Annotated in this window: 18 protein-coding genes; 5 read left to right on the forward strand and 13 right to left on the reverse strand. The window is 64.5% G+C overall.

Annotated features, from left to right (window positions below; translation table 11 throughout):
- Window positions 1–3: 3 nt before the first annotated feature.
- From A8V01_RS20700 to sdhC, 6 genes are all read right to left on the reverse strand, one after another.
- The gene (locus tag A8V01_RS20700) at window positions 4–1,767 is read right to left on the reverse strand and encodes a M56 family metallopeptidase (protein WP_103098195.1); all 1,764 of its coding nucleotides are present in this window, start codon (window positions 1,765–1,767) and stop codon (window positions 4–6) included.
- A complete protein-coding gene (locus tag A8V01_RS20705) occupies window positions 1,764–2,174 on the reverse strand; it encodes a BlaI/MecI/CopY family transcriptional regulator (RefSeq protein WP_103098196.1) in 411 nt (136 codons plus the stop codon). Before A8V01_RS20705 ends, A8V01_RS20700 begins: the two co-directional genes overlap by 4 nt.
- 56 nt (window positions 2,175–2,230) lie before the next feature.
- Window positions 2,231–2,818: an HdeD family acid-resistance protein gene (locus tag A8V01_RS20710; RefSeq protein WP_103098197.1), complete on the reverse strand. Its 588-nt coding sequence runs from the start codon at window positions 2,816–2,818 to the stop codon at window positions 2,231–2,233.
- A 143-nt stretch (window positions 2,819–2,961) separates the two neighbouring features.
- Window positions 2,962–4,770, reverse strand: a complete 1,809-nt coding sequence (gene sdhA / locus A8V01_RS20715) for a succinate dehydrogenase flavoprotein subunit (RefSeq protein WP_103098198.1) — start codon at window positions 4,768–4,770, stop codon at window positions 2,962–2,964.
- The gene (gene sdhD, locus A8V01_RS20720) at window positions 4,770–5,156 is read right to left on the reverse strand and encodes a succinate dehydrogenase, hydrophobic membrane anchor protein (protein WP_103098199.1); all 387 of its coding nucleotides are present in this window, start codon (window positions 5,154–5,156) and stop codon (window positions 4,770–4,772) included. The genes sdhA and sdhD overlap by 1 nt, the downstream gene beginning before the upstream one ends.
- A 12-nt stretch (window positions 5,157–5,168) precedes the next feature.
- Complete coding sequence (gene sdhC, locus A8V01_RS20725) at window positions 5,169–5,564, reverse strand: succinate dehydrogenase, cytochrome b556 subunit (RefSeq protein ID WP_103098356.1); 396 nt, start codon at window positions 5,562–5,564, stop codon at window positions 5,169–5,171.
- 150 nt (window positions 5,565–5,714) lie between these two features.
- On the opposite strand from sdhC, the gene bla reads away from it, so the two are divergent.
- Window positions 5,715–6,635, forward strand: a complete 921-nt coding sequence (gene bla, locus A8V01_RS20730; protein ID WP_103098200.1) for a subclass B3 metallo-beta-lactamase — start codon at window positions 5,715–5,717, stop codon at window positions 6,633–6,635.
- Entirely contained in the window at window positions 6,632–7,534 is a 903-nt protein-coding gene (locus A8V01_RS20735) for a 50S ribosomal protein L11 methyltransferase (RefSeq protein WP_103098201.1), read from the forward strand. The genes bla and A8V01_RS20735 overlap by 4 nt, the downstream gene beginning before the upstream one ends.
- Before the next feature lie 20 nt (window positions 7,535–7,554).
- Here A8V01_RS20735 and A8V01_RS20740 read toward each other — a convergent pair whose 3' ends face one another.
- The gene (locus tag A8V01_RS20740; protein WP_103098202.1) at window positions 7,555–7,830 is read right to left on the reverse strand and encodes a PilZ domain-containing protein; all 276 of its coding nucleotides are present in this window, start codon (window positions 7,828–7,830) and stop codon (window positions 7,555–7,557) included.
- 230 nt (window positions 7,831–8,060) lie between these two features.
- Between A8V01_RS20740 and sciP the strand changes: the two genes are divergently transcribed.
- Window positions 8,061–8,363, forward strand: a complete 303-nt coding sequence (sciP, locus tag A8V01_RS20745) for a CtrA inhibitor SciP (RefSeq protein WP_103098203.1) — start codon at window positions 8,061–8,063, stop codon at window positions 8,361–8,363.
- A 53-nt stretch (window positions 8,364–8,416) separates the two neighbouring features.
- Here the strand turns inward: sciP and ligA are convergent, their stop codons facing one another.
- From ligA to A8V01_RS20765, 5 genes are all read right to left on the reverse strand, one after another.
- Window positions 8,417–10,552 (reverse strand): NAD-dependent DNA ligase LigA, encoded by a 2,136-nt coding sequence (ligA, locus tag A8V01_RS20750; protein ID WP_103098204.1) that lies wholly within the window; start codon window positions 10,550–10,552, stop codon window positions 8,417–8,419.
- A gap of 90 nt (window positions 10,553–10,642) precedes the next feature.
- On the reverse strand, window positions 10,643–12,307 hold the full coding sequence (gene recN, locus A8V01_RS20755; RefSeq protein ID WP_103098205.1) for a DNA repair protein RecN: 1,665 nt from the start codon (window positions 12,305–12,307) through the stop codon (window positions 10,643–10,645).
- 65 nt (window positions 12,308–12,372) lie between these two features.
- On the reverse strand, window positions 12,373–12,525 hold the full coding sequence (locus tag A8V01_RS28750; RefSeq protein WP_170066020.1) for a hypothetical protein: 153 nt from the start codon (window positions 12,523–12,525) through the stop codon (window positions 12,373–12,375).
- A 271-nt stretch (window positions 12,526–12,796) separates the two neighbouring features.
- A complete protein-coding gene (locus tag A8V01_RS20760; protein WP_103098206.1) occupies window positions 12,797–15,286 on the reverse strand; it encodes a TonB-dependent receptor in 2,490 nt (829 codons plus the stop codon).
- Between the two features lie 425 nt (window positions 15,287–15,711).
- Window positions 15,712–16,506: an outer membrane protein assembly factor BamD gene (locus A8V01_RS20765; RefSeq protein ID WP_103098357.1), complete on the reverse strand. Its 795-nt coding sequence runs from the start codon at window positions 16,504–16,506 to the stop codon at window positions 15,712–15,714.
- 100 nt (window positions 16,507–16,606) lie between these two features.
- Between A8V01_RS20765 and A8V01_RS20770 the strand changes: the two genes are divergently transcribed.
- Window positions 16,607–18,385 (forward strand): cation:proton antiporter domain-containing protein, encoded by a 1,779-nt coding sequence (locus A8V01_RS20770; RefSeq protein ID WP_103098207.1) that lies wholly within the window; start codon window positions 16,607–16,609, stop codon window positions 18,383–18,385.
- Here the strand turns inward: A8V01_RS20770 and A8V01_RS20775 are convergent.
- Window positions 18,382–18,858: an Lrp/AsnC family transcriptional regulator gene (locus tag A8V01_RS20775; protein WP_103098208.1), complete on the reverse strand. Its 477-nt coding sequence runs from the start codon at window positions 18,856–18,858 to the stop codon at window positions 18,382–18,384. The genes A8V01_RS20770 and A8V01_RS20775 overlap by 4 nt on opposite strands.
- Before the next feature lie 113 nt (window positions 18,859–18,971).
- Here A8V01_RS20775 and A8V01_RS20780 point away from each other — a divergent pair, with 113 nt between their 5' ends.
- Window positions 18,972–19,910, forward strand: coding sequence for a DMT family transporter (locus A8V01_RS20780; RefSeq protein ID WP_103098209.1), 939 nt, complete (start codon window positions 18,972–18,974; stop codon window positions 19,908–19,910).
- The last annotated feature ends 3 nt before the right edge of the window (window positions 19,911–19,913 follow it).

A 19,913-nucleotide genomic window follows, 5' to 3' on the forward strand; every position in this document is an offset into this window, starting at 1 on the left:
ACGTCAGTTGGCATTCATCTCGCGGTGCGCATCGGCGATCTCGCCATCAAGCCCTGCAAGGATCTCGGCACGAACCTTGGCGTCAAGAGCCCGGTCGGCCGCGAATGTGGCGCGAACGCTGCGCAAGGCGTTGACCGCCGCCAGCTTCGCCGCCTCGGGCTCGCCGGTGCAGATGACCACCGACGCGCTTGCACCGCTCCCCTCGCCCCGAACCTCGCGGCGGCGGCTGGCTGCCGGGCAATCGGAATCCAGCACCATGGTCCGCATGCTCGTGCGCGAACCGTCGCGGTGCACCATGCTGATGGTCCGGCGCTTGCCGTCTGCGGACACCGTCTCGCTGACCTGCGGAGCGCGGGCCTGCGCCGCGGCAGCCTGGCGCTGTGCCTGACGCTGTGCCTCTGCCGCTCGGCGCTGTGCCACGGCCGCCGTCCGCTGCGCATCGTGCAGTTGCCGGGCCTGCTCGCGCGTCATGGCATCCCGATCGGTGAAACGCACCGGCGGTACGGGCGGCACCGGAGGTAGCGGCGGAACCGGCGGCACGGCAGCAATCGGCGGCACCACGCCCTGCTCCGCATCCATGTCCGGCAGTTCCGGAAATTCCGGTGCCTCGGGTGGAACAGGCAGATCCGCCTCTGCAAGCGCCTGCGGTGCAGCAGGTGGCACGGGAGCCTGCGGCGCGGTCAGCATGGCCGGATGGCTCACGGCAGCAGTCCGGGGCGCAGAGGTCGATCCCGCCACCGGATCGATCCCGGCCTCATCGATCCCGGCCTCATCCATCGCGGCATAGCTGACCGTAGCCGTGGCCGGCACCGCCACGATAGCCAGCGCGAACAGGCTGCGACCCAGTACGCGGCGCGTGGGGCTGACGTCGGCAGCTGCCAGCGCCTTCAGGCGCTGAATGATCGGCTTCTCACCCGAAAGCGGCCCCGCCATCGGCGCTGCAAGACCAAGCCGGGTGCCTCCAGCCATCGACGCGATCAGGCGGCCGTAGCGCGCCCGTTCCGCCCGGCTGCGCCCCGCCATGACACGAGCATCGCAGAATGCCTCCTGATCCGCCCTGACCGCGCGCCACCCCGCCCAGCCGATGGGGTTGAACCAATGCAGCGCGAACAGCGGCTGCATCGCGATCAGCGCCAGCAGGTCGCTGCCCGCGTGATGCTCCATCTCGTGCGCGATGGCGAAGTCGGAGGTTTCGGAGTCCGCCTCGGCCAGAAAGCCTTGCGGCAGCGCAACGACCTTGTCGAACACGCCGAAAGCCAGCGGCGCTGTGATCGCAGGCGTCTCGACAATGCGCACGGTGGACGAGCGGGCCACCACCCGCGCACCATCCAGCAGGTCGCGCCGCATCCAGCGGTACGTCACCGTGCGCCAGACAAGGAACAGGGCCGCGCCGCCAAGCCATATCGCCAGCGCCACGCTCGCCCACGGCACTTGCGCCAGCAAGCCAGGTTCCGCTGCAGCCACTGACGGCGCACCCGCCGCATCCACGAACGGGACGACCGCCAGAGCCTCTGCCGGGACAGTTGCCTGCGTTCCGGCAGCCGATGCCGTCACCGGCTCCACCCCGACACGCAGGTTCGTCAGAAAACCGTGCGCCATGAAGCTGGGTAACGCAAGCGGAGGCAACACCAGCCGGATCATCGGTAAAGCCCAAAGCGCATAAGCCGCCGCCGGTCCGAACCAGCGCGCAACCGGGCGACGGACCAGCAGCACAAGCGCCATCAGCGCGCCGGTGGCGACCAGCGTATCGGTAAGCCATTCGATCATGACTTCAGCTCCTTCAGAAGCGCTTCGATCTCGGCAATGTCATCCTGGGTAAGTTGTTCGCTCTGCGCCAGATGCGCGAAAAGCGGCGCCGCACGGCCGCCGAACAGGCGATCGACAAGGCGGCGGCTTTCGGCGCCTACATAGGCGGTGCGCTCGATCCGCGGTGAATAGAGGAAGCGCTTGCCGTCAGGCTCGGTCTCTACCGCCTGCTTGGCGACAAGGCGCGAAAGCAGCGTCTTCACCGTCGCCAGGCTCCACCCGCGCGGGCCACAGACTTCTTCGCAGACTTCCTGCGCGGTCAGCGGCGAACGCTGCCACAGCGCCTCCATGACGGCATGTTCGGCTCCGGTGATCTCTGCGGAGATACGATCCGGCCGTTCGGGAGACTCCGACACCCTTCCCTCCATCGTCTACATGCGTAATCGACTACGCTTGTAAACATGAACGGCAGGTGAATGGCGGTTCAGCTCCGCTTAAGCAGCAGCGCCAGTTGAATGAGGAATACGGCGCGAACCGTAAGGCTGATCGCGACAATGATCGCCAGGAATGCAAGGCCGGTTGCGGGGCTGGCGAACAGCAGCACCAGGCCGAGCACCACGTCAAGCGCGCCCAACAGCAGTCTCCAGCCCTTGTCATGGTGCGCCTTAAGCGCGAACACGACCTGAAGCACGCCCGATACAAGCAGCCAGAAGCCGATGGCGATGACCAGCGAAAGTGCGCCCGCAACAGGGTCGGCTACGGCGAAGATACCCGCGAACAACGCAATCACACCCAACAGGATTTCCGTCCAGCGCGCCCGGCTGGAAAGCGAAGTCCAGCCTGCCGCCAGTGCGGCAACGCCGGCAACGATCAAAATGACGCCAAGGATCAGCCCGGTCGCCACGCCCGCCACCAGCGGATTGAGCAGTACGATCAGCGCCGCCAGCACCAGCAGCACGCCATATCCCATCACCCAGCCCCAGGTGCTGCCGGGGGCGCGCTTCATCTCTTTCACCAAGGGATCACGCTCAACATTGGGTTCGAGCAGGGGGTCGATGTCAGGCCGTTGCATGAAGGTTCCTTTCGCCTCCAGCAATGCACCGAATGGCGCACGGTTCCGCCCTGCACCGCCCGGCGGAGAAATAGAAAAAGGCGGCGCAGCCTTGCCGCTGCGCCGCCTCCCTCTCGTTTTTCAGCCTTGGCCGAAGATCGTCCTCAGTACACGCGAGCCTTGGGCTTGATGTACTCGACGTCGTCGGTGAGGGTGTATTCGTGGACCGGGCGATAGTCGATGCGGACTTCGCCGCCCTTGCCGCCCCAGCCGTTGAACCAGGTGGCGGTGTGCTTCATCCAGTTGGCGTCGTCGCGGTTCGGGAAATCCTCGTGCGCGTGGGCGCCGCGGCTTTCCTTGCGGTTCTGCGCGCCATGCAGGGTCACGGTGGCCTGCGAGATCAGGTTGTCCAGTTCCATCGTCTCGATGAGGTCGGAGTTCCAGATCAGGCCGCGGTCGGTGACCTTGATGTCGTTCATCTTCTGATACGTCGCGGCAAGCTTGTCCTTGCCTTCGACCATCAGTTCGTCGGTGCGGAACACCGCCGCGTGAAGCGACATGGTGCGCTGCATCTCGGTGCGGATTTCCGCAGTCGAGGACGAGCCGTTGGCGTTGCGGTAGTGGTCCAGACGCGTAAGCGCCAGGTCCGCCGAATCCTTGGGAAGTTCGCCCTGCGTGCCGTTGGGAACCAGCAGTTCCTTGAGGCGGTGGCCGGTGGCGCGACCGAACACGACAAGGTCGATCAGCGAGTTCGAACCCAGACGGTTCGCACCGTGGACCGAGACGCAGGCCGCTTCGCCGACCGCGAACAGACCGGGGACGACCGTTTCGGGGTTGCCGTCGGCGCCGATCGTCATGACCTCGCCGTGGTAGTTCGTCGGAATGCCGCCCATGTTGTAGTGGACGGTCGGGACGACCGGCAGCGGCTGGCGGGTAAGGTCCACGCCAGCGAAGATCTTGCCGCTTTCGGTGATGCCCGGCAGACGTTCTGCCAGCACCTTGGGATCGATGTGATCGAGGTGCAGGTAGATGTGGTCCTTGTGCGGGCCGACGCCGCGACCTTCGCGGATTTCCATCGCCATCGAGCGCGAGACGACGTCACGGCTGGCAAGATCCTTGGCCGAAGGCGCATAACGCTCCATGAAGCGCTCGCCCTCGGAATTGGTCAGGTAGCCGCCCTCGCCGCGTGCGCCCTCGGTGATGAGAACGCCGGCGCCGTAGATGCCGGTCGGGTGGAACTGCACGAATTCCATGTCCTGCAGGGGCAGGCCGGCGCGCAGCACCATGCCGCCACCGTCGCCGGTGCAGGTGTGGGCCGAAGTCGCGGTGAAGTACGAACGGCCGTAACCGCCCGTTGCCAGCACCACGGCCTGCGCACGGAAGCGGTGGATCGTGCCGTCATCCATGCACAGCGCGATCACGCCGACGCACTTGCCGCCGTCCATGATGAGGTCGATGGCGAAGTATTCGATGAAGAAGTCCGCGTCGTACTTCAGCGACTGCTGGTACAGCGCATGAAGCATGGCGTGGCCGGTACGGTCAGCCGCGGCGCAGGTGCGCTGCACCGGCGGACCTTCGCCCATGTTCTGCATGTGACCGCCGAACGGGCGCTGGTAGATCGTGCCGTCCGCGTTGCGGCTGAACGGAACGCCGGCATGCTCCAGTTCGTAGACCGCTGCGGGCGCTTCGCGCACCATGTATTCGATGGCATCCTGGTCGCCCAGCCAGTCCGACCCCTTGACGGTGTCGTACATGTGCCAGGTCCAGTGGTCCGGCGTGTTGTTCTTGAGGCTGGCCGCGATGCCGCCCTGCGCCGCAACGGTGTGCGAGCGGGTGGGGAACACCTTGGTAATGCACGCGGTCTTCAGGCCGGCTTCGGCCGAGCCCATCGTGGCGCGCAGGCCTGAGCCGCCGGCGCCGACGACGACGGTGTCGTAGGTGTGGTCGATGATCTTGTAAGCAGGCGCGGACATTATGCGTGTGCTCCCAGCGCGATGCGGACGATGCAGAACACGCCGAACGCGATCCCGCCGCAAGCGGCAAGGTTCAGCGCGGCGATTGCGGCGAACTTGTTGGCGTGGTCATGCAGGTAGTCTTCGACCAGCACCTGCAGGCCGAGGCGTGCGTGCCAGAAGGTCGTGACGACCAGCAGGATCATGGCGACGGCCGGGACCGGACGTGCGATCCATTCGACCATGGTGCCGTAGGAATAGTCCGGCAGCAGCACCAGCGAGACGATCAGGAACAGCACCGAGAGCAGGTTGCCGATCGCGGTGAAGCGCTGCAGCAGCCAGTGATGGACGCCGCCCTTTGCCGAGCCGAGGCCGCGGACGCGGCCGATGGAGGTTCCGTTACCCATTGTTCGTTACCCTCAGCGAAGCAGCAGGAGCGCCCAGAAGGCGACGGTGAGAACGACACCCAGGACCGGGCACAGGATCGACCACAGGCGGTTGGCCTGCAGTTCGAAGCCGGCGCCGACGTCGAGGAAGAAGTGGCGGATGCCGCTCGCCATATGGCTGAAGAACGCCCACGAGATGCCCACGAGCACCAGATAGCCGATCGGCGTCGTCATCGCCCACGTGAACGTCGCGTAAGAGGCAGGGCCTCCGGCGAGCGCGCCCAACCACCAAAGCAGCACGGCGAGGCCGGCGAATGCCATGCCGTCACCGGTGACGCGGTGGAGGATCGACACGAACATGTGCGGGCCCCACTTCCAGATCTGGAGGTGCGGCGAGAGCGGACGGTTCTTGGTCCCGGCATTTGCCATGGCGCTTACGAATCCCCTTGCCTGCGGCAGTGTCATGAACTGCCCTATTGCAAGCCCCCTTAGACAAATCGCGGGACGGTGCAAGTTCTGCGGCGCAACATCCACGTGACGGACTGGTCTATCGTGCAGGTGAGCCGTAAAGCATCGCACATGAGTCGCACCTCTCTGGCTATCGCGCTGGCTGCCCTGACGGCCGCCTCTCCCTTTACCGCCCCTGTCGCAGCCCCTGTCGCAGAGCGGGCCGCAGAACGGGGCGCGGTGACGCCTGCCGCGCTGGCGAAAGCCTGCGATGGCAAGGATGCATGGGACGCCCCGGCGCCGCCCGCCCGCATCTTCGGGAACACCTGGTACGTCGGAACTTGCGGGATTTCCGCCATCCTTGTGACCGGCGACAAAGGCCATGTCCTTGTCGATGCGGGCACGACCAACGCCGCGCCGCTGGTGCTCGCCAACATTCGGCGCGCAGGCTTCAATCCACGGGACGTGCACTGGATCGTTGCCAGCCATGAACACTTCGATCATGTCGGCGCACTTGCCGCACTGCAGCAGGCCACGGGTGCAAAAGTTGCAGCCCTGCCCGCGCAGAAAGCGGCTCTCTCCAGCGGCAAATCCAGCGCGGAGGATCCGCAGTTCGCCGGCCTTGATCCGATCGCTCCGGTCCGCGTCGACCGGGTGCTGAAGGACGGCGACACCGTCACGCTCGGCAAGCTGGTGCTGACGGCGCACGCAACGCCCGTCCATGCGCCCGGCTCGACCAGCTGGACCTGGACCTCGTGCGCGCCCGGCGCGGGCTGTCGCAAGATCGCCTACGCCGACAGTTCCTCCACGATATCTTCGGACGGGTATCGCTTTACCGATCATCCGCAGCGCGTGGCCGCCATCCGCAAGGGCCTGCCCGTAATGAGCGCCCTGCCCTGCGATATCCTGCTGACCCCGCATCCGGGTCAGAGCGACCTGATGGAACGGCTGGCGGGCCAGAAGCCGCTTGCCGATTCGAACGCCTGCCACGCCTATGCCAAGGCCGCTGAAGGCCGTCTGTCGCAGCGTCTTGCCAAGGAAAGCGCAAAGTGAGCTGGAAAGTCACCGTCTTCGCCGCCCGTCCGATCATCGAGGCGGCGCTCGTCGCCCATGAAGACGCCTGGGACTGGGACCACGAGATCGTCCTGTCCGGGCGCGAAGTCGCCGAAGACCAGCCGGAGGACTGGGTTCTCGAAGCCTGGCTCGATCGCAAGCCGACCAAGGCGGACAAGGCGGCGATCACCGCACTGTTCGCGGACGCGAAACCCAAACTGATCGTCGAGGAACTGCCCGAGACCGACTGGCTCGTCGCCAGTCAGGAAGGGCTCGAACCGATCCGCGCGGGCCGCTTCCACGTCCACACGCCAGAGCACCCGTCCGTTGACGAACCCGGCGTGTTCGATTTCGCGATCCCTGCCAGCCAGGCGTTCGGCACAGGCCATCACGCGACCACCGCCGGGTGCCTGGCGATGCTGACACACATGAAGGCGCAAGGTCTGGTCATCCGCAACTGCGCGGATATCGGTACAGGCACCGGCCTGCTTGCCTTCGCCGCACTCTCGCTCTGGCCGCGCACGCTGGCGACGGCCAGCGATATCGACGCGGTCTGCGTCAACGTGGTGGAAGACAACGCCCAGGCCAACGGCGTAACGATGGGCGCGCGACGCGGCGAACTGGTGATGACGGTGGCGGACGGCATGGCCCATCCGGTGCTGGAGGCACGTGGACCTTACGACCTCATCCTGGCCAACATCCTTGCCGGGCCGCTCGTATCGCTGGCGCCCGATTTCGGAAAATCGCTGGTGCCCGGCGGCCATTTGCTGCTGGCCGGGTTGCTGGAAACGCAGGAAGCCGCGGTACGCGCCGCCTGCCGCAAAGCGGGCCTGCGCCTTGCCGCGCGCATGGTCAACGGGGACTGGTCGATCCTGTGGATGCGCAAACGGGGCCATTGATCGGTCCCCGCCCGAAATAGTTACGCCGGAACCAGATCCAGCCCCTGCACCACGCGGCTGCGGCGGAGCATCGCCGCCTGCGCGTCCCGTGAAATCGGACGGTCGAACGCGAAGCCAATGCGGTCTTTGACCACCCACCGCACCGTTCCGCGCACCGGCGGGTAATCGTCCACAACGAAGCTGAAGCACTGACCGGCCGCAACGCCTGCCCGTTCGATAACGAACTGACAGCCATCTGAAGTGACATGCCGTGCCACGGCTGCAGCATGGCTCGACTGCTTGCGGCGACTATGCACGTTTACCTCTCTTGCGCATTGGATCTGGGCTGAAGATGAAGGTAATTAACACTGGTTAACGGTCCGTAAACTTTTGGTTCTTGTATCGATTGTATTTTCAGGAACTTTTCCCCGAGAATATGTAAATCATCGTAAACATGCGTTAACCAGTCGCACTCGTCTCAAATTAAGGTTTTATACGGATAGTTGGCAACGACAGGGGGTTGGCAGAAACTTTTACGAGGCCGACCATGGAAGACGTTAAGAACGACCGGCCGACGGTCATCACCGGCCCGCTGGGCGAGCCGATGAGCATCGACAGCCTGCCGCCGCCCAATACATCGCGTTGGGTCGTTCGCAGGAAGGCCGAAGTGGTTGCGGCCGTCAACGGTGGGCTGTTGACGATCGCTGAAGCTTGCGAGCGCTACGACCTTACGCTGGAGGAGCTCGCCTCATGGCAGCGTTCGATCGAGCGCGAAGGCATGGCCGGGCTGCGCGCCACGCGCGTGCAGCACTATCGCCAGGTGCATGAACGCAAGGCCCGCTACAGTTGAACCACGCCGCGCCGCGTTTCCCCTTCACGCGGCGCGCCCGGTTCTGCCGGCCACTATCCTGCAGCCCTGACGATGTCGGCCCAGGCGGCTTCGTCGATCACCTCGATGCCCAGTTCGGCGGCCTTCTTCAGCTTCGATCCCGCGCCCGGCCCGGCAACGACAAGATCGGTCTTGGGTGAAACGGAACCCGCCGCCTTGGCACCCAGCCGTTCAGCCTGCGCCTTGGCTTCGTCGCGGCTCATCGTTTCCAGCTTGCCGGTGAACACCACGGTCTTGCCTGAAACCGGGCTTTCCTTCGTCTCGACCACGTAAGGCGGCGGCGTGACTTCGCTCAGCAGGTCATCCCAGACCGCACGGTTGTGCTCTTCATGGAAGAAGTCGCCCAGCGCTTCCACCACCACCGGCCCGACGCCGTCGATGGACACCAGTTCGGCATAGGCGTCGCTGGCCGCCTTCACTTCCTCCTCTCCATCCTTGACGTGGGCCTGTTCGGCCAGTGCGCGCAGTTCCGGCAAGGTCGTGAAGCGCTTCAGCAGATCACGCGCGGTCACCGCGCCGACGTGGCGGATACCCAGGCCGAACAACAGGCGTGCGGCATCGGGGCTCCGCTTGCTTTCCACAGCAGCCAACAGGTTGTCCACAGACTTGTCCTTCCACCCTTCAAGCGCAAGAATGTCCTCACGGCGCTTGCGCAGACGGAAGATGTCCGCCGGGCTTTCCAGCCAGCCCTTGGCGAAGAATTCATCGATGGTCTTCTCGCCCAGCCCCTCGATGTCTAAAGCGGCGCGGCTGACGAAATGCTTCAGCCGTTCGGTCCGCTGCGCCGGGCAGATGAGGCCGCCGGTGCAGCGCACGTCCACCTCGCCCTCAGCCGCCACGGCTTCGGAGCCGCATTCGGGGCAATGATCCGGGAACACATAAGGATCGCGCGGCTCCTCGCGGGAAAGGTTGTCGACGACTTGCGGGATGACGTCGCCGGCACGCTGCAGCACCACCCGGTCCCCCGGACGCACGCCCAGTCGCGCAATTTCATCGCGGTTGTGGAGCGTCACGTTGGTCACCGTCACGCCGCCCACAAGCACCGGCTTCAAACGCCCCACCGGCGTCAACTTGCCCGTGCGGCCAACCTGGATGTCGATCGATTCCAGCACCGTTTCGGCCCGCTCTGCCGGGAACTTGTGCGCCATGGCCCAGCGCGGCGCCTTGGCGACAAAGCCCAGCCGCTGCTGCCAGTCGAGCCGGTCCACCTTGTAGACCACGCCGTCGATCTCGAACGGCAGCGCAGCGCGGCCATCGCGAATGGCGCGATAGGCGGCCAGCATATCGTCCAGCGAATGGCACTGGCGGAACTGCGGAGAAACCGGCAGCCCCCACGCCTCGATGCGGCGGATGACTTCGTGCTGGCTTTCGCCCGGCACATGACTGGCAGCGCCCCAGCCGTGCGCCCAGAATCGCAAGGGACGCTTGGCGGTTACGGCGGCATCCTTCTGGCGCAGCGACCCGGCCGCCGCGTTGCGCGGGTTGGCGAACTGGCGCACCTTGCTGTCGTCGAACGCTTCGCCCCTGCTTTCGGCGGCCTCTCGGGCCTCGTCCATCAGGTGGGCGTTGAGCGCCAGGAAAGCGCCCTTTTCCATGTAGACCTCGCCGCGCACTTCGAAGATCTCGGGAATACCCTCGCCCTTCAGTTCCTGCACGATGTCCGCGATATGCGCGACGTTGGCGGTAACGTCTTCGCCCACCTGCCCGTCACCGCGCGTCGCTGCGCGTACCAGCCTGCCGTGTTCGTAGCGCAGCGAGCAGGACAGGCCGTCGATCTTGTCCTCTGCCGTCATCACCAGCGGTTCGTCGGCGGGCAGCGACAGGAAGCGCCGCACGCGCGCTAGGAATTCGCCCACTTCCTCGTCGGTAAAGGCATTGTCGAGGCTCATCATCCGCACTTCATGTGCGACTTTGCCCAGCGGCGATGCGGCGACTTCGTGGCCGACCTTGTTGCTTGGAGAATCCGCGCGGGCCAGATGCGGAAAAGCCGCTTCCAGTTCTGCATTGCGCCTTACCAGAGCGTCGTATTCAGCGTCACTGATCTCGGGCGCGTCTTCGGCATGATAGAGCCGGTTGGCGCGATTGATCTGGCGCGCCAACCGCATCAGTTCGTTGGCGGCTTCGGCTTCGTTAAGGGAATCGGCGGTCATGGCTGCGGCTATGCAACGTTGCGCCCGCCGATGCCACTCCCCCGCTGATCAAACCCGTGGCCGATCAGATCAGATCAGATCAGAGGCCGGTCAGGCCCGTACAAGCAGCCGATCGGCCTGCGCGCGGGCTTCGTCGGTCACTTCCGCGCCGGAGAGCATGCGGGCGATCTCTTCCTTGCGCTCTGCATCTGTCAACGGGGTGACCGAGGTGCGCGTGACCGTGCCCTGACTGGACTTGGCGATCATGTAGTGACGGTCCCCACGCGCGGCGACTTGCGGAGAGTGCGTCACCGCCAGCAACTGGCCATTCGATGCAAGACGCAAAAGGCGTTCGCCGATGGCGTCGGCCACCGCGCCGCCCACGCCGCGATCGATCTCGTCGAAGATCACCGTCGCTGCGCCGCCTTCTTCGGCCAGCGCCACCTTGAGCGCGAGGATGAAGCGCGAAAGTTCGCCGCCGCTGGCGATCTTGCCGAGCGGCGCAAAGTCCGATCCGGGGTTGGTGCTGATGAGGAATTCCACCGCATCCATGCCTGATGCGCCCCAGCGCTCTTCAGGCATCCGCACCACCGAGGTCTGGAAGCGGGCAGCATCCAGCTTGAGCGGCGCCAGTTCGCTTGCCACCGCCGCATCGAGCTTCTTCGCCGCCGCGCGGCGCAGATCATGCAGGGCGCCGGCCTTCTCACGATAGACGAGCGCAGCCTTTTGCGCCGTCTTTTCCAGCTCAACGATATGATCGTTGCCACCCTCGATATCATCGAGCGCGGCGCGCATTTCCGCCATCTTCGCGGGCAGATCGTCCACCTGGCAGCCATGCTTGCGGGCAGCTGCGCGCAAGTCGAACAGGCGCGTCTCGATCCGGTCGAGTTCGGCCGGATCGAACGCCAGCGCCTCTGCAGCCTTGTCCAGCTTGTCCTCAGCCTCTCCAGCCTCGATCACCGCTCGGTCAAGCGCCGACAGCGCTTCGGCCAGCAATTCATGCTCACCTGCGATACGATCGAGCCGCCGGGCCGCACCGCGCAGGATAGCCAGCGCGGAATCGGAGCCGGTCCACAAGTGTTGCAGGGCCGAAAGATCGTCGGCCAGCTTTTCGCCCTTCTGCATGTCTGCACGGGCTCCGGCGAGTTCATCTTCCTCCCCCTCGACAGGGGTGAGAGCGGTCAGTTCGGCCAAATGCGCCAGCAGCAGGTCCTGATCCTCGGCCGCACGGGCAACCCGATCGCGCGCGAGGTCGAGCGCGTCCTGCGCGCTGCGCCATTCCTTCCACGCAGCCTCCACCCCCGCAACCTCGCCGCCCGCGAAACGGTCAAGCAGGGCGCGGTGGCCGCGCGCGTTCACAAGGCCACGATCGTCGTGCTGGCCGTGGATTTCCACCAGTGCGGGCGCCAGTTCGCGCAGCAGCGCCACGCCCACGCTCTGGTCGTTGAGGAACGCCTTGGAGCCACCGTCCGCCTTGAGCTGGCGGCGCAGGATGAGCGGTTCTCCCGGCTCGATCTCCACGCCCGCATCTTCAAGCGTTGCCAGCAACGCTGCGGGCAGCGCCGAAGCATCGAAGCTGGCGGTTACGCTGGCCTTGCCCTCTCCACCGCGCACAAGCCCGCTGTCCGCCCGATTGCCCAGCACAAGGCCAAGCGCATCAAGCAGGATGGACTTGCCCGCGCCCGTTTCGCCCGTAAGGACGCCAAGGCCACGCGCGAAATCGAGGTCAAGCGCCTCGATCAGGACGATGTTGCGGATGGAGAGACGGCTGAGCATGTTCGCGAAGCGTTCTAGCGGATGCGGATTGGCCCGTCACCCCGCTTCGCGCGCATCGCTGTCAATTACCAGCCGGTGCCCCCGTTCAGGTAATGGACAGCCAGAGCGACCCACAAGGCAACGAAGATGCCGACGATGGCAAACAGTTCAGGCCGCCACTCGCGTGGGCTTGCGGATTCCACGCGGGTATCCGGCTCGAGCGGAAAATTATGCTTCATGTCCATTGATTTCGCGACCCATCCCACCCTGCTGGCGGGTTACTCCGGCTAGGCGCCGGAACCCGTTTATGCAGGCTCACCTTAACTGGTGAATTTCTGGGTAACGCTAAAATCTGCTCAAGAGAAATTACTTTAAGTTCATGCCGCAAACGATTTAAGCGATTTTTCGGATCAGAGTTTCGGAGAAAGTTCCCTCCAGGCGAAAATAAATTTGCCCCTCGCATCATGGGCTTGATGCGAGGGGCACAGACTTGCAGGTCGGGGCTAAGGATCAGAAGTTCGACTTGATGGTGAACCCCCAGGTGCGCGGATCACCCGGCAGGCCGGCGATCAGGCCGGTGTTGCCCGGCCCGACCATGAGCTGTTCGAAATAGTTCTCGTCGAAGGCGTTGCGAACCCAGCCGTAGACGTCGAACCCGCTCTGCGTGCGGAAACCGGCGCGGAAGTTGTGCAGGCTGTAGCCGTCGATCCACGTATAGGCGGATGGCGACGGATTGGACGAGAAGTTGGAACGCACCGAACCGTCATAGCCGAAGTAGACCTCGCCCTCCTTGCCCAGCAGCTTGGTCGGGGTGTTGACCTCGGCGCCGAAGGAGAACGACCATTCCGATACGCCGGGCAGGCGCTGACCGGAAATGTCGCAGTTGGCAGGGCTGATACCCCCCGGCGTACCCGGTGCATCCGGCGTCTGCCCGCCTACGGCGGTCGTTCCGCCCGACAGTTCGGGCGGGCACGGCGCATCCACGAACTTGCGATACTTCGCGTCGGTATAGGCACCGTTCACGTAGGCGTTGAACCGTTCGCTCGGCCGGACGGAGAAGTCAGCCTCGACCCCCTGGGAACGGACCGCGCCGGCATTGGCAAGATAACCGCGCAGCACGCCGAACTGGCCGTTGTTCACGTTAGCCTGGTAGTTCTTGATGTCGGTGCGGAAGATCGAAAGGTTGAAGGTCACCCGGCGATCCCAGAACTGTGTCTTGATGCCTGCTTCGTAATGATGGACCGATTCGGGCTTTACCGTTGCCACGTCATACAGCGGCGTCATGTTGTCCGACGCCATCGGCACGCCGTTCTGGTTGATGCCGCCCGACTTGAACGACTTGGCATAAGTCGCATAGAGCAGCACGTCCGGCGCCACCTTGTAGCTGGCCGTAAAGTCGTAGCTGAAGTTCCAGTCGCTGAACGTCGGCGAGATTTCCTGCGGAGTGAAAATCGCCAGCTGCGCCGTCTTGAGCGGGGTAGAATCGCCGCCAAGCAGGATTTCGTTACCGGCCGCATCGAAGACCCGGCGCTGGTAGAAACCTTCCTTCTTGTCGTAGTTCAGGCGAACGCCCGGTTGCAGCGTGAGTTCCGGCGTGATGTGCCAGCTCAGCTGGCCATAAAGCGCCGCGCTGGTGTTCTTCAGATACTGGCTGTTGTAGGCCACCAGCCCATCCAGCGCCGTGGGATCGTTGGACAGCGAGTTCGACGGCGAGATATTCCAGCGGCTGGACGCAGAGCCGTGCTCTTCGGTGCCCTGCGTGTCGATTCGCTGATAGAAGCCGAAGGCGCCCACAACGAAATCGATCCGGTCGCTGCTGTAGTTGTACCGCAGTTCCTGCGTGTACTGATCCTGCTGCGAGGGGTTCTGCGACTTGCTGACGATCGGCAGGCCGGTGAAGTCACGGTCGTTCGACGGGTCCCAGTCCCAGAAACGCCATGCGGTGATCGAGGTCAGGGTGCCCGGACCCACGTCCCATTTCACGCGCACCGACGCGCCACCGACCTTGTTCTTTGCCCTGAGCGGGGTGTCGAGATCGGTCAGGCGGTCGAACGGATTGCGGCTGACCGGCTCATAGCCCAGCGCCGCGGCCAGCGCTTCGAACTGGCGGTTCAACGCGCGCTGGGTTGTCCCTGTCCGCACGTAGACCGAACCGCAGCAATTGGCGTCCTGCGTGCTGAAATCGCCCGCCAGTGTCACTTCTACCGTCCCGGTCGGCTTCCACAGCAACTGGCCTCGCAGGCCGAGGTTGTCCTGGCTCTGGATCCACTGGTTGCTGGTGACGTTGTAGATCGTGCCGCGACGGCTGGTGGAAGACACCGCAAGACGCGCCGCCAGAGTATCGCTCAACGGCCCGGAGATCGCCGCCTTGGCCTGCTTGAAGTTGTAGTTGCCGATCGAAACCTCAGCCTTGCCCTCGAAATCGAAGGTGGGCTGGTTGGTGGTGATGTTGATCGCGCCCGCTGTGGTGTTCTTGCCATAGAGCGTGCCCTGAGGCCCGCGCAGAACCTCGATCTGTGCAACGTCAAGGAAATCGAACGTCGCCGAAGCCACACGCGAATTGTAGACGTCGTCGACGTAGATGCCCACACCCTGCTCGATACCGTCATTGGTCAGGCCGAACGGCACGCCAAGGCCGCGGATATTGACGGCGGTATTGCGCGGGTTGGACGAATAATACTGCAGCGTCGGCGTCAGCTGCTGCAAGCGCCCGACGTTGAACGACCCGGTCGAATCGATGTGCTCCCCTCCGACGACCGAGATCGCGAGCGGCACTTCCTGGCTCGATTCCTGACGGCGGCGCGCGGTGACGACGATGTCGCCGCCCCGGTCATGCGCCCCGGTGCCGACCGAAGTGGGATTGTCCTGCTCATCGGCCGCAGCCGAAGCAGAAGTCGCAGCAGCAGGCGCGGCATCCTCGGCATGCGCCGCGGTGATGCCTGCTGTCGCCGATGCGAGTACGGTTGTGGCCAGAAGAGTCCGGCGGACGAACGAAGTCATGCTTTCAAATCCTCATGTAAGGGAATTGAATGCATCCGGCTGTCCGGTGTGCACCTGGTCGGCCTGCCCCCTCTCAGGGCCGGCAGGTATGTCTTGAGGCTGCGGGTCTGCGCTTCGTGGTCGAATGCACAGCTTGCTGGTGGCCGAAAGAAATCATGGGAAAGCTGCGGGAATGCCCTGCGCGGCCCTCATATGAGTTTTCCTCCGGGCCGTTTCGCCTCTTGTTGAGCTTTTCTAATCTCAACTTATTTAGTGGACAATAGATTTCCGCTATCAGGCGCTAAAGCGAAACTGCGCGGCGATGAACCGAGGCATCGCCGCTGCGCTGCACATACGAAAAAGCGGCCGCGCCGGATGGCGGGCCGCATTTTCGGGCATCGACGATGGAGCACCCTACCCGGTAGAGCCGGGGAAGAAAGACCCGATCAGGCCGCGACGTTCTGCGGCGCGTGCTTTTCCATCAGCTTGAACGCCCGGTTGTACCAGTCGCTGTTCGGATAGTTGTGCTCAAGCACGGCGGCGGCCTTCTGTGCTTCTTCCGGGATACCCATGGAAAGGTAGCCTTCGACAAGACGATAGAGCGCTTCGGGCGTGTGGCTGGTGGTCTGGAAATTGTCGACCACATTGCGGAAGCGCAGCGTTGCCGCCAGCCACTTGCCGCTGCGTTCATACGAACGGCCGATGGTCATTTCCTTGCCGGCGAGGTGATCGTTGACGAGGTCGATCTTGAGCTGCGCATCGCGGGCGTAAGTGGTGCCGGGATAGCGGCGCATCACGTCGGTCAGCGCCTGCTTGGCCTGCTGCGTGGTTTTCTGGTCACGCGTAACGTCGCTGATCTGTTCGTAATAGCAGATCGAGATCAGGTAATAGGCGTAGGGCGCATCCTTGTTGCCCGGATGGATCGACAGGAAGCGCTGCGCCGACTGGATCGCCTTGTTATAGTCACGCGCGGCGTAATAGCTGAACGCGCTCATCAACTGGGCGCGGCGCGCCCAGGGGGAATAAGGGTGCTGACGCTCGACCTCGTCGAACAGCGCGGCGGCCTGCTTGGTGCGGCCGGTGTCGAGGCGCTGCTGTGCGGCGGCGTAGAGCGTGTCCACGTCACGCGCGACATAGGCGGTGTCGCGGTTCTTGGCGCGCCCGCCGCAACCGGCAGTGAGAACGATCGCCCCGGTAGCGGCGGCGAGGATGGCGGTCTTGAGCGACGAACGTGCGAACATGGACGGGTCTATAACCAGCGCTTCGCTGAACGCCAAGTGAAGTTGCACAGGAGTGGACAGCGCAATTGTCGCAGCGCGTTGCACACGCTAGCGTCGGGGCATGGCCGGCAGCAGCGATCTTTATTCTCCGATGATGTCCGACGCCCTGGTAATCCTGGGCGCGGCAGGCATCGTCATCCCGGTGTTCAACCGGTTCCGCATCACCCCGGTAATCGGCTTCATCCTGGTCGGCCTGCTGGTCGGCCCATTCGGCCTTGGCCGCCACGTGTTCGATCACCGCTGGCTGCATTATGTGACTATCACCGACCCTGACGGGCTGGAGATATTCGCCGAATTCGGCATCATCCTGCTGCTTTTCTCGATCGGGCTGGAACTTTCCTTCGCCCGCCTGTGGGAAATGCGGCGCATGGTCTTTGGGCTGGGATCGCTGGAACTGATCGTCATCGCCGCCGCGCTGACCTTCATTCTCGCCGTGATCGGCCAGAGCTTTTCCGGTGCAATGGCGCTGGGCCTTGCGCTGGCCTTGTCGTCCACCGCACTGGTGCTCAAGATCACCGAGACGACGACGCCTGTCGGCAAGGCCGCGCTGGCGATGCTGCTGTTCGAAGATATCGCCCTTGTCCCCATCATCTTCCTGCTCGGCGCTCTTGGCCCACACACCGGAGACGGCGTCAGCGATCTGCTCAATACGCTGCTTTGGGGCACCGTGGCGGTCGGCGGGCTGCTGATCTTCGGTCGTTACCTTCTGCCGCCGCTCTTCGCGCAGGCGGCCCGCACCAAGAGCCCGGAACTGTTCCTTGCCGCCAGCCTGCTGGTCGTCATCGTCGCCTCGCTGGCGACCGCCGCAGCCGGGCTGTCACCCATCGTCGGTGCCCTTGTCGCCGGCCTGCTGATCGCCGAGACGGAATACCATTCCGAGGTCGAGCAGATCACCGAACCATTCAAGGGCCTCGCCCTTGGCGTGTTCCTGATCACCATCGGCATGAGCATCGACCTTGCCGTGGTCTGGGAAAACCTGGGCTCCATCCTTATCGCGACCGTGGTAGTGATCGTGCTCAAGTCGGTCGTCACCGGCGTGATGCTGCGCGTGATGGGCGCCCGGCGCGGCACCGCGACGGAGGCCGGCATTCTCATGTCGAGCCCGTCCGAAACGACCCTGATCGTGCTGACGGCAGCCAGTACCGCCCAGCTCATCCAGCCCGGAACCGCACAGTTCTGGCAGATCGTCACCGCCCTCGGGCTGACAGTGACGCCCCTGCTCGCCATGGTCGGCAAGATCATGGCCAAGCGTGTCGACGGGGTGGAAGCCCCGCACCGCCCCGCCGAAGATGGCACCCGGCCGCGCACCCTGATCGTCGGATTCGGCCGCGTCGGCCACCTTGTTGCGGATATGCTGACCCGCCACGGCCGCCCCTACCTTGCCATCGACAGCGACGCGGACCTCGTCGCGCATGGTCGGCGCCTTGGCTACAGCGTTGCTTTCGGTAATGCCGGGCGCGGCGATGCGCTGGTTCGGCTTGGCGCGGGGGATGCGGCGGCCGTGATCCTGACCATGGACGAGCCTGTCACTGCCCAGCGAATCGTGCGCAAGCTGCGCATCCAGTTCCCCGACCTGCCGATCCTTGCCCGTGCCCGCGACGCTGATCACGCCGCGCAACTCTACCGTGCAGGGGCCAGCTATGCAGTGCCCGAAACGCTGGAAAGCTCGCTTCAGATATCCGAGGCGGCGCTGGTCGAAACCGGTGTCGCGATGGGCCCGATCATCGCATCGATCCACGAAAAGCGCGACGAATTCCGCGAAATGATCATGGAGCGCGGCGGCCTTTCAGAGAAGCCATCCCTGAAATCCGGCCAGCTTCGCGAAGCTGAAAGAGCTTAAGGAACAACCACTTCCGCGCCAACCTTCACCCGATCAAGCGCAACCAGCGTGCGGAAACTCGCCACCCATTCATGGTCGGAGAACAGCCGCCGCGTCAGCACTTCATAAGTGCTCATGTCGGTAGTGACGACGACCAGAACGAAGCTCGTTCCGCCGGTGGTGTAATAGCACTGCTGCACCTCGGGCGTTTCGCGGAACAGCGCCTTGGCGCGGTCGATACTGGCGGTCCGCTCGTCACGCAGGAAAACCTCGACGATCGCAGTCACGGTCAGCGAAAGCGCCGCCGGATCGATCAGCGCGACGTTGGCGGCAATCGCCCCTGACTGCTCCATCGCCGCAATCCGCCGCTGCACTGCGGCTGCCGAAAGGTTCACCGCCTCTCCGATCGCACGCTGCGGGGTCTTGTTGTCTCGCTGCAGGATTCGCAGGATTTGACGGTCGAAGCCGTCGAGCGGCGTGGTCTTTCTGGGCATGTGCGAGTTTTTGTTGCGTTTGGATGCCAAATCAAGAGCACACAACCCACCAGAGCAGTGATATCCCCCCGCCGTACAGACACGACCCTAACGGCACTCAACGGCACCACAGCATGACCACCAGCCCCGCGATCTCCACTGACAACCGGATAACCGGCGTACTTTGCGGCATCGGCGCGGGTGCCCTGTGGGGCCTCGTGTTCCTTGCCCCCGAACTGGCGGGAAGCTTCTCCCCGCTCCAGCTGAGCATCGGCCGCTACTTGTGCTACGGCGCCGCATCCGCCTTGCTCATCGCTCCGCGCCGCCGCCAGGTTTTCGCTGCGCTGACCCGACCCGAATGGTGGAGCCTCGCCTGGCTCGCACTGCTTGGCAACATCGCCTACTTCGTGTTCCTTGCCAGTGCCGTGCAGTCGGGTGGAGTGGCCATGACCTCGCTGGTGATCGGATTCCTGCCGGTGGCCGTGACCATAGTGGGCAGCCGCGATCATGGCGCGGTGCCGCTGCGCCGCCTTGCCCCCTCGCTGCTGCTCTGCGCCGGAGGGGCCGTCTGCATAGGCTGGCAGGCGCTTGCCGCCCCTGCTTCGGGATCGACGTCGGCGCAACTGACCGGGCTTGCCTGCGCCATCGGCGCTCTGGCATCCTGGACCACATTCGCGATCGGCAATGCCCGCTGCCTGGTGCGCACCAAAGTCTCGGTCCACGAATGGAACCTGCTGACCGGCCTTGTCACCGGAGCGCAGGCGCTGCTGCTGCTTCCCGTCTCTATCGTGCTGGACGACTGGCGCCAGCCCGCGCCCGAATGGCTGACTTTCGCCACCGTCTGCGTGGCCGTCGCGCTCTTTGCCTCGATCCTTGGCAACGCGCTGTGGAACCGGATGAGTCGCCTGCTGCCGCTGACGCTGGTCGGTCAGATGATCCTGTTCGAAACGCTTTTCGCGCTGATCTACGGCTTCGCATGGGAAGGACGCTTGCCGAGCGTGATGGAACTGGCCGCGTTCGCGCTGGTGGTGGCCAGCGTGATCACCTGCCTTTCCGCCCATCGCAAGGGCTGAGCT

This window comes from Novosphingobium guangzhouense (genome assembly GCF_002896965.1).
Taxonomy (GTDB): domain Bacteria; phylum Pseudomonadota; class Alphaproteobacteria; order Sphingomonadales; family Sphingomonadaceae; genus Novosphingobium; species Novosphingobium guangzhouense.

Excerpts from the sequence above, each read along its gene's own strand:
- A8V01_RS20700 (WP_103098195.1), bottom strand. The coding sequence starts at position 1,767 with ATGATCGAATGGCTTACCGATACGCTGGTCGCCACCGGCGCGCTGATG.
- A8V01_RS20705 (WP_103098196.1), bottom strand. The coding sequence starts at position 2,174 with ATGGAGGGAAGGGTGTCGGAGTCTCCCGAACGGCCGGATCGTATCTCC.
- A8V01_RS20710 (WP_103098197.1), bottom strand. The coding sequence starts at position 2,818 with ATGCAACGGCCTGACATCGACCCCCTGCTCGAACCCAATGTTGAGCGT.
- sdhA (WP_103098198.1), bottom strand. The coding sequence starts at position 4,770 with ATGTCCGCGCCTGCTTACAAGATCATCGACCACACCTACGACACCGTC.
- sdhD (WP_103098199.1), bottom strand. The coding sequence starts at position 5,156 with ATGGGTAACGGAACCTCCATCGGCCGCGTCCGCGGCCTCGGCTCGGCA.
- sdhC (WP_103098356.1), bottom strand. The coding sequence starts at position 5,564 with ATGGCAAATGCCGGGACCAAGAACCGTCCGCTCTCGCCGCACCTCCAG.
- bla (WP_103098200.1), top strand. The coding sequence starts at position 5,715 with ATGAGTCGCACCTCTCTGGCTATCGCGCTGGCTGCCCTGACGGCCGCC.
- sciP (WP_103098203.1), top strand. The coding sequence starts at position 8,061 with ATGGAAGACGTTAAGAACGACCGGCCGACGGTCATCACCGGCCCGCTG.
- ligA (WP_103098204.1), bottom strand. The coding sequence starts at position 10,552 with ATGACCGCCGATTCCCTTAACGAAGCCGAAGCCGCCAACGAACTGATG.
- recN (WP_103098205.1), bottom strand. The coding sequence starts at position 12,307 with ATGCTCAGCCGTCTCTCCATCCGCAACATCGTCCTGATCGAGGCGCTT.
- A8V01_RS28750 (WP_170066020.1), bottom strand. The coding sequence starts at position 12,525 with ATGAAGCATAATTTTCCGCTCGAGCCGGATACCCGCGTGGAATCCGCA.
- A8V01_RS20760 (WP_103098206.1), bottom strand. The coding sequence starts at position 15,286 with ATGACTTCGTTCGTCCGCCGGACTCTTCTGGCCACAACCGTACTCGCA.
- A8V01_RS20765 (WP_103098357.1), bottom strand. The coding sequence starts at position 16,506 with ATGTTCGCACGTTCGTCGCTCAAGACCGCCATCCTCGCCGCCGCTACC.
- A8V01_RS20770 (WP_103098207.1), top strand. The coding sequence starts at position 16,607 with ATGGCCGGCAGCAGCGATCTTTATTCTCCGATGATGTCCGACGCCCTG.
- A8V01_RS20775 (WP_103098208.1), bottom strand. The coding sequence starts at position 18,858 with ATGCCCAGAAAGACCACGCCGCTCGACGGCTTCGACCGTCAAATCCTG.
- A8V01_RS20780 (WP_103098209.1), top strand. The coding sequence starts at position 18,972 with ATGACCACCAGCCCCGCGATCTCCACTGACAACCGGATAACCGGCGTA.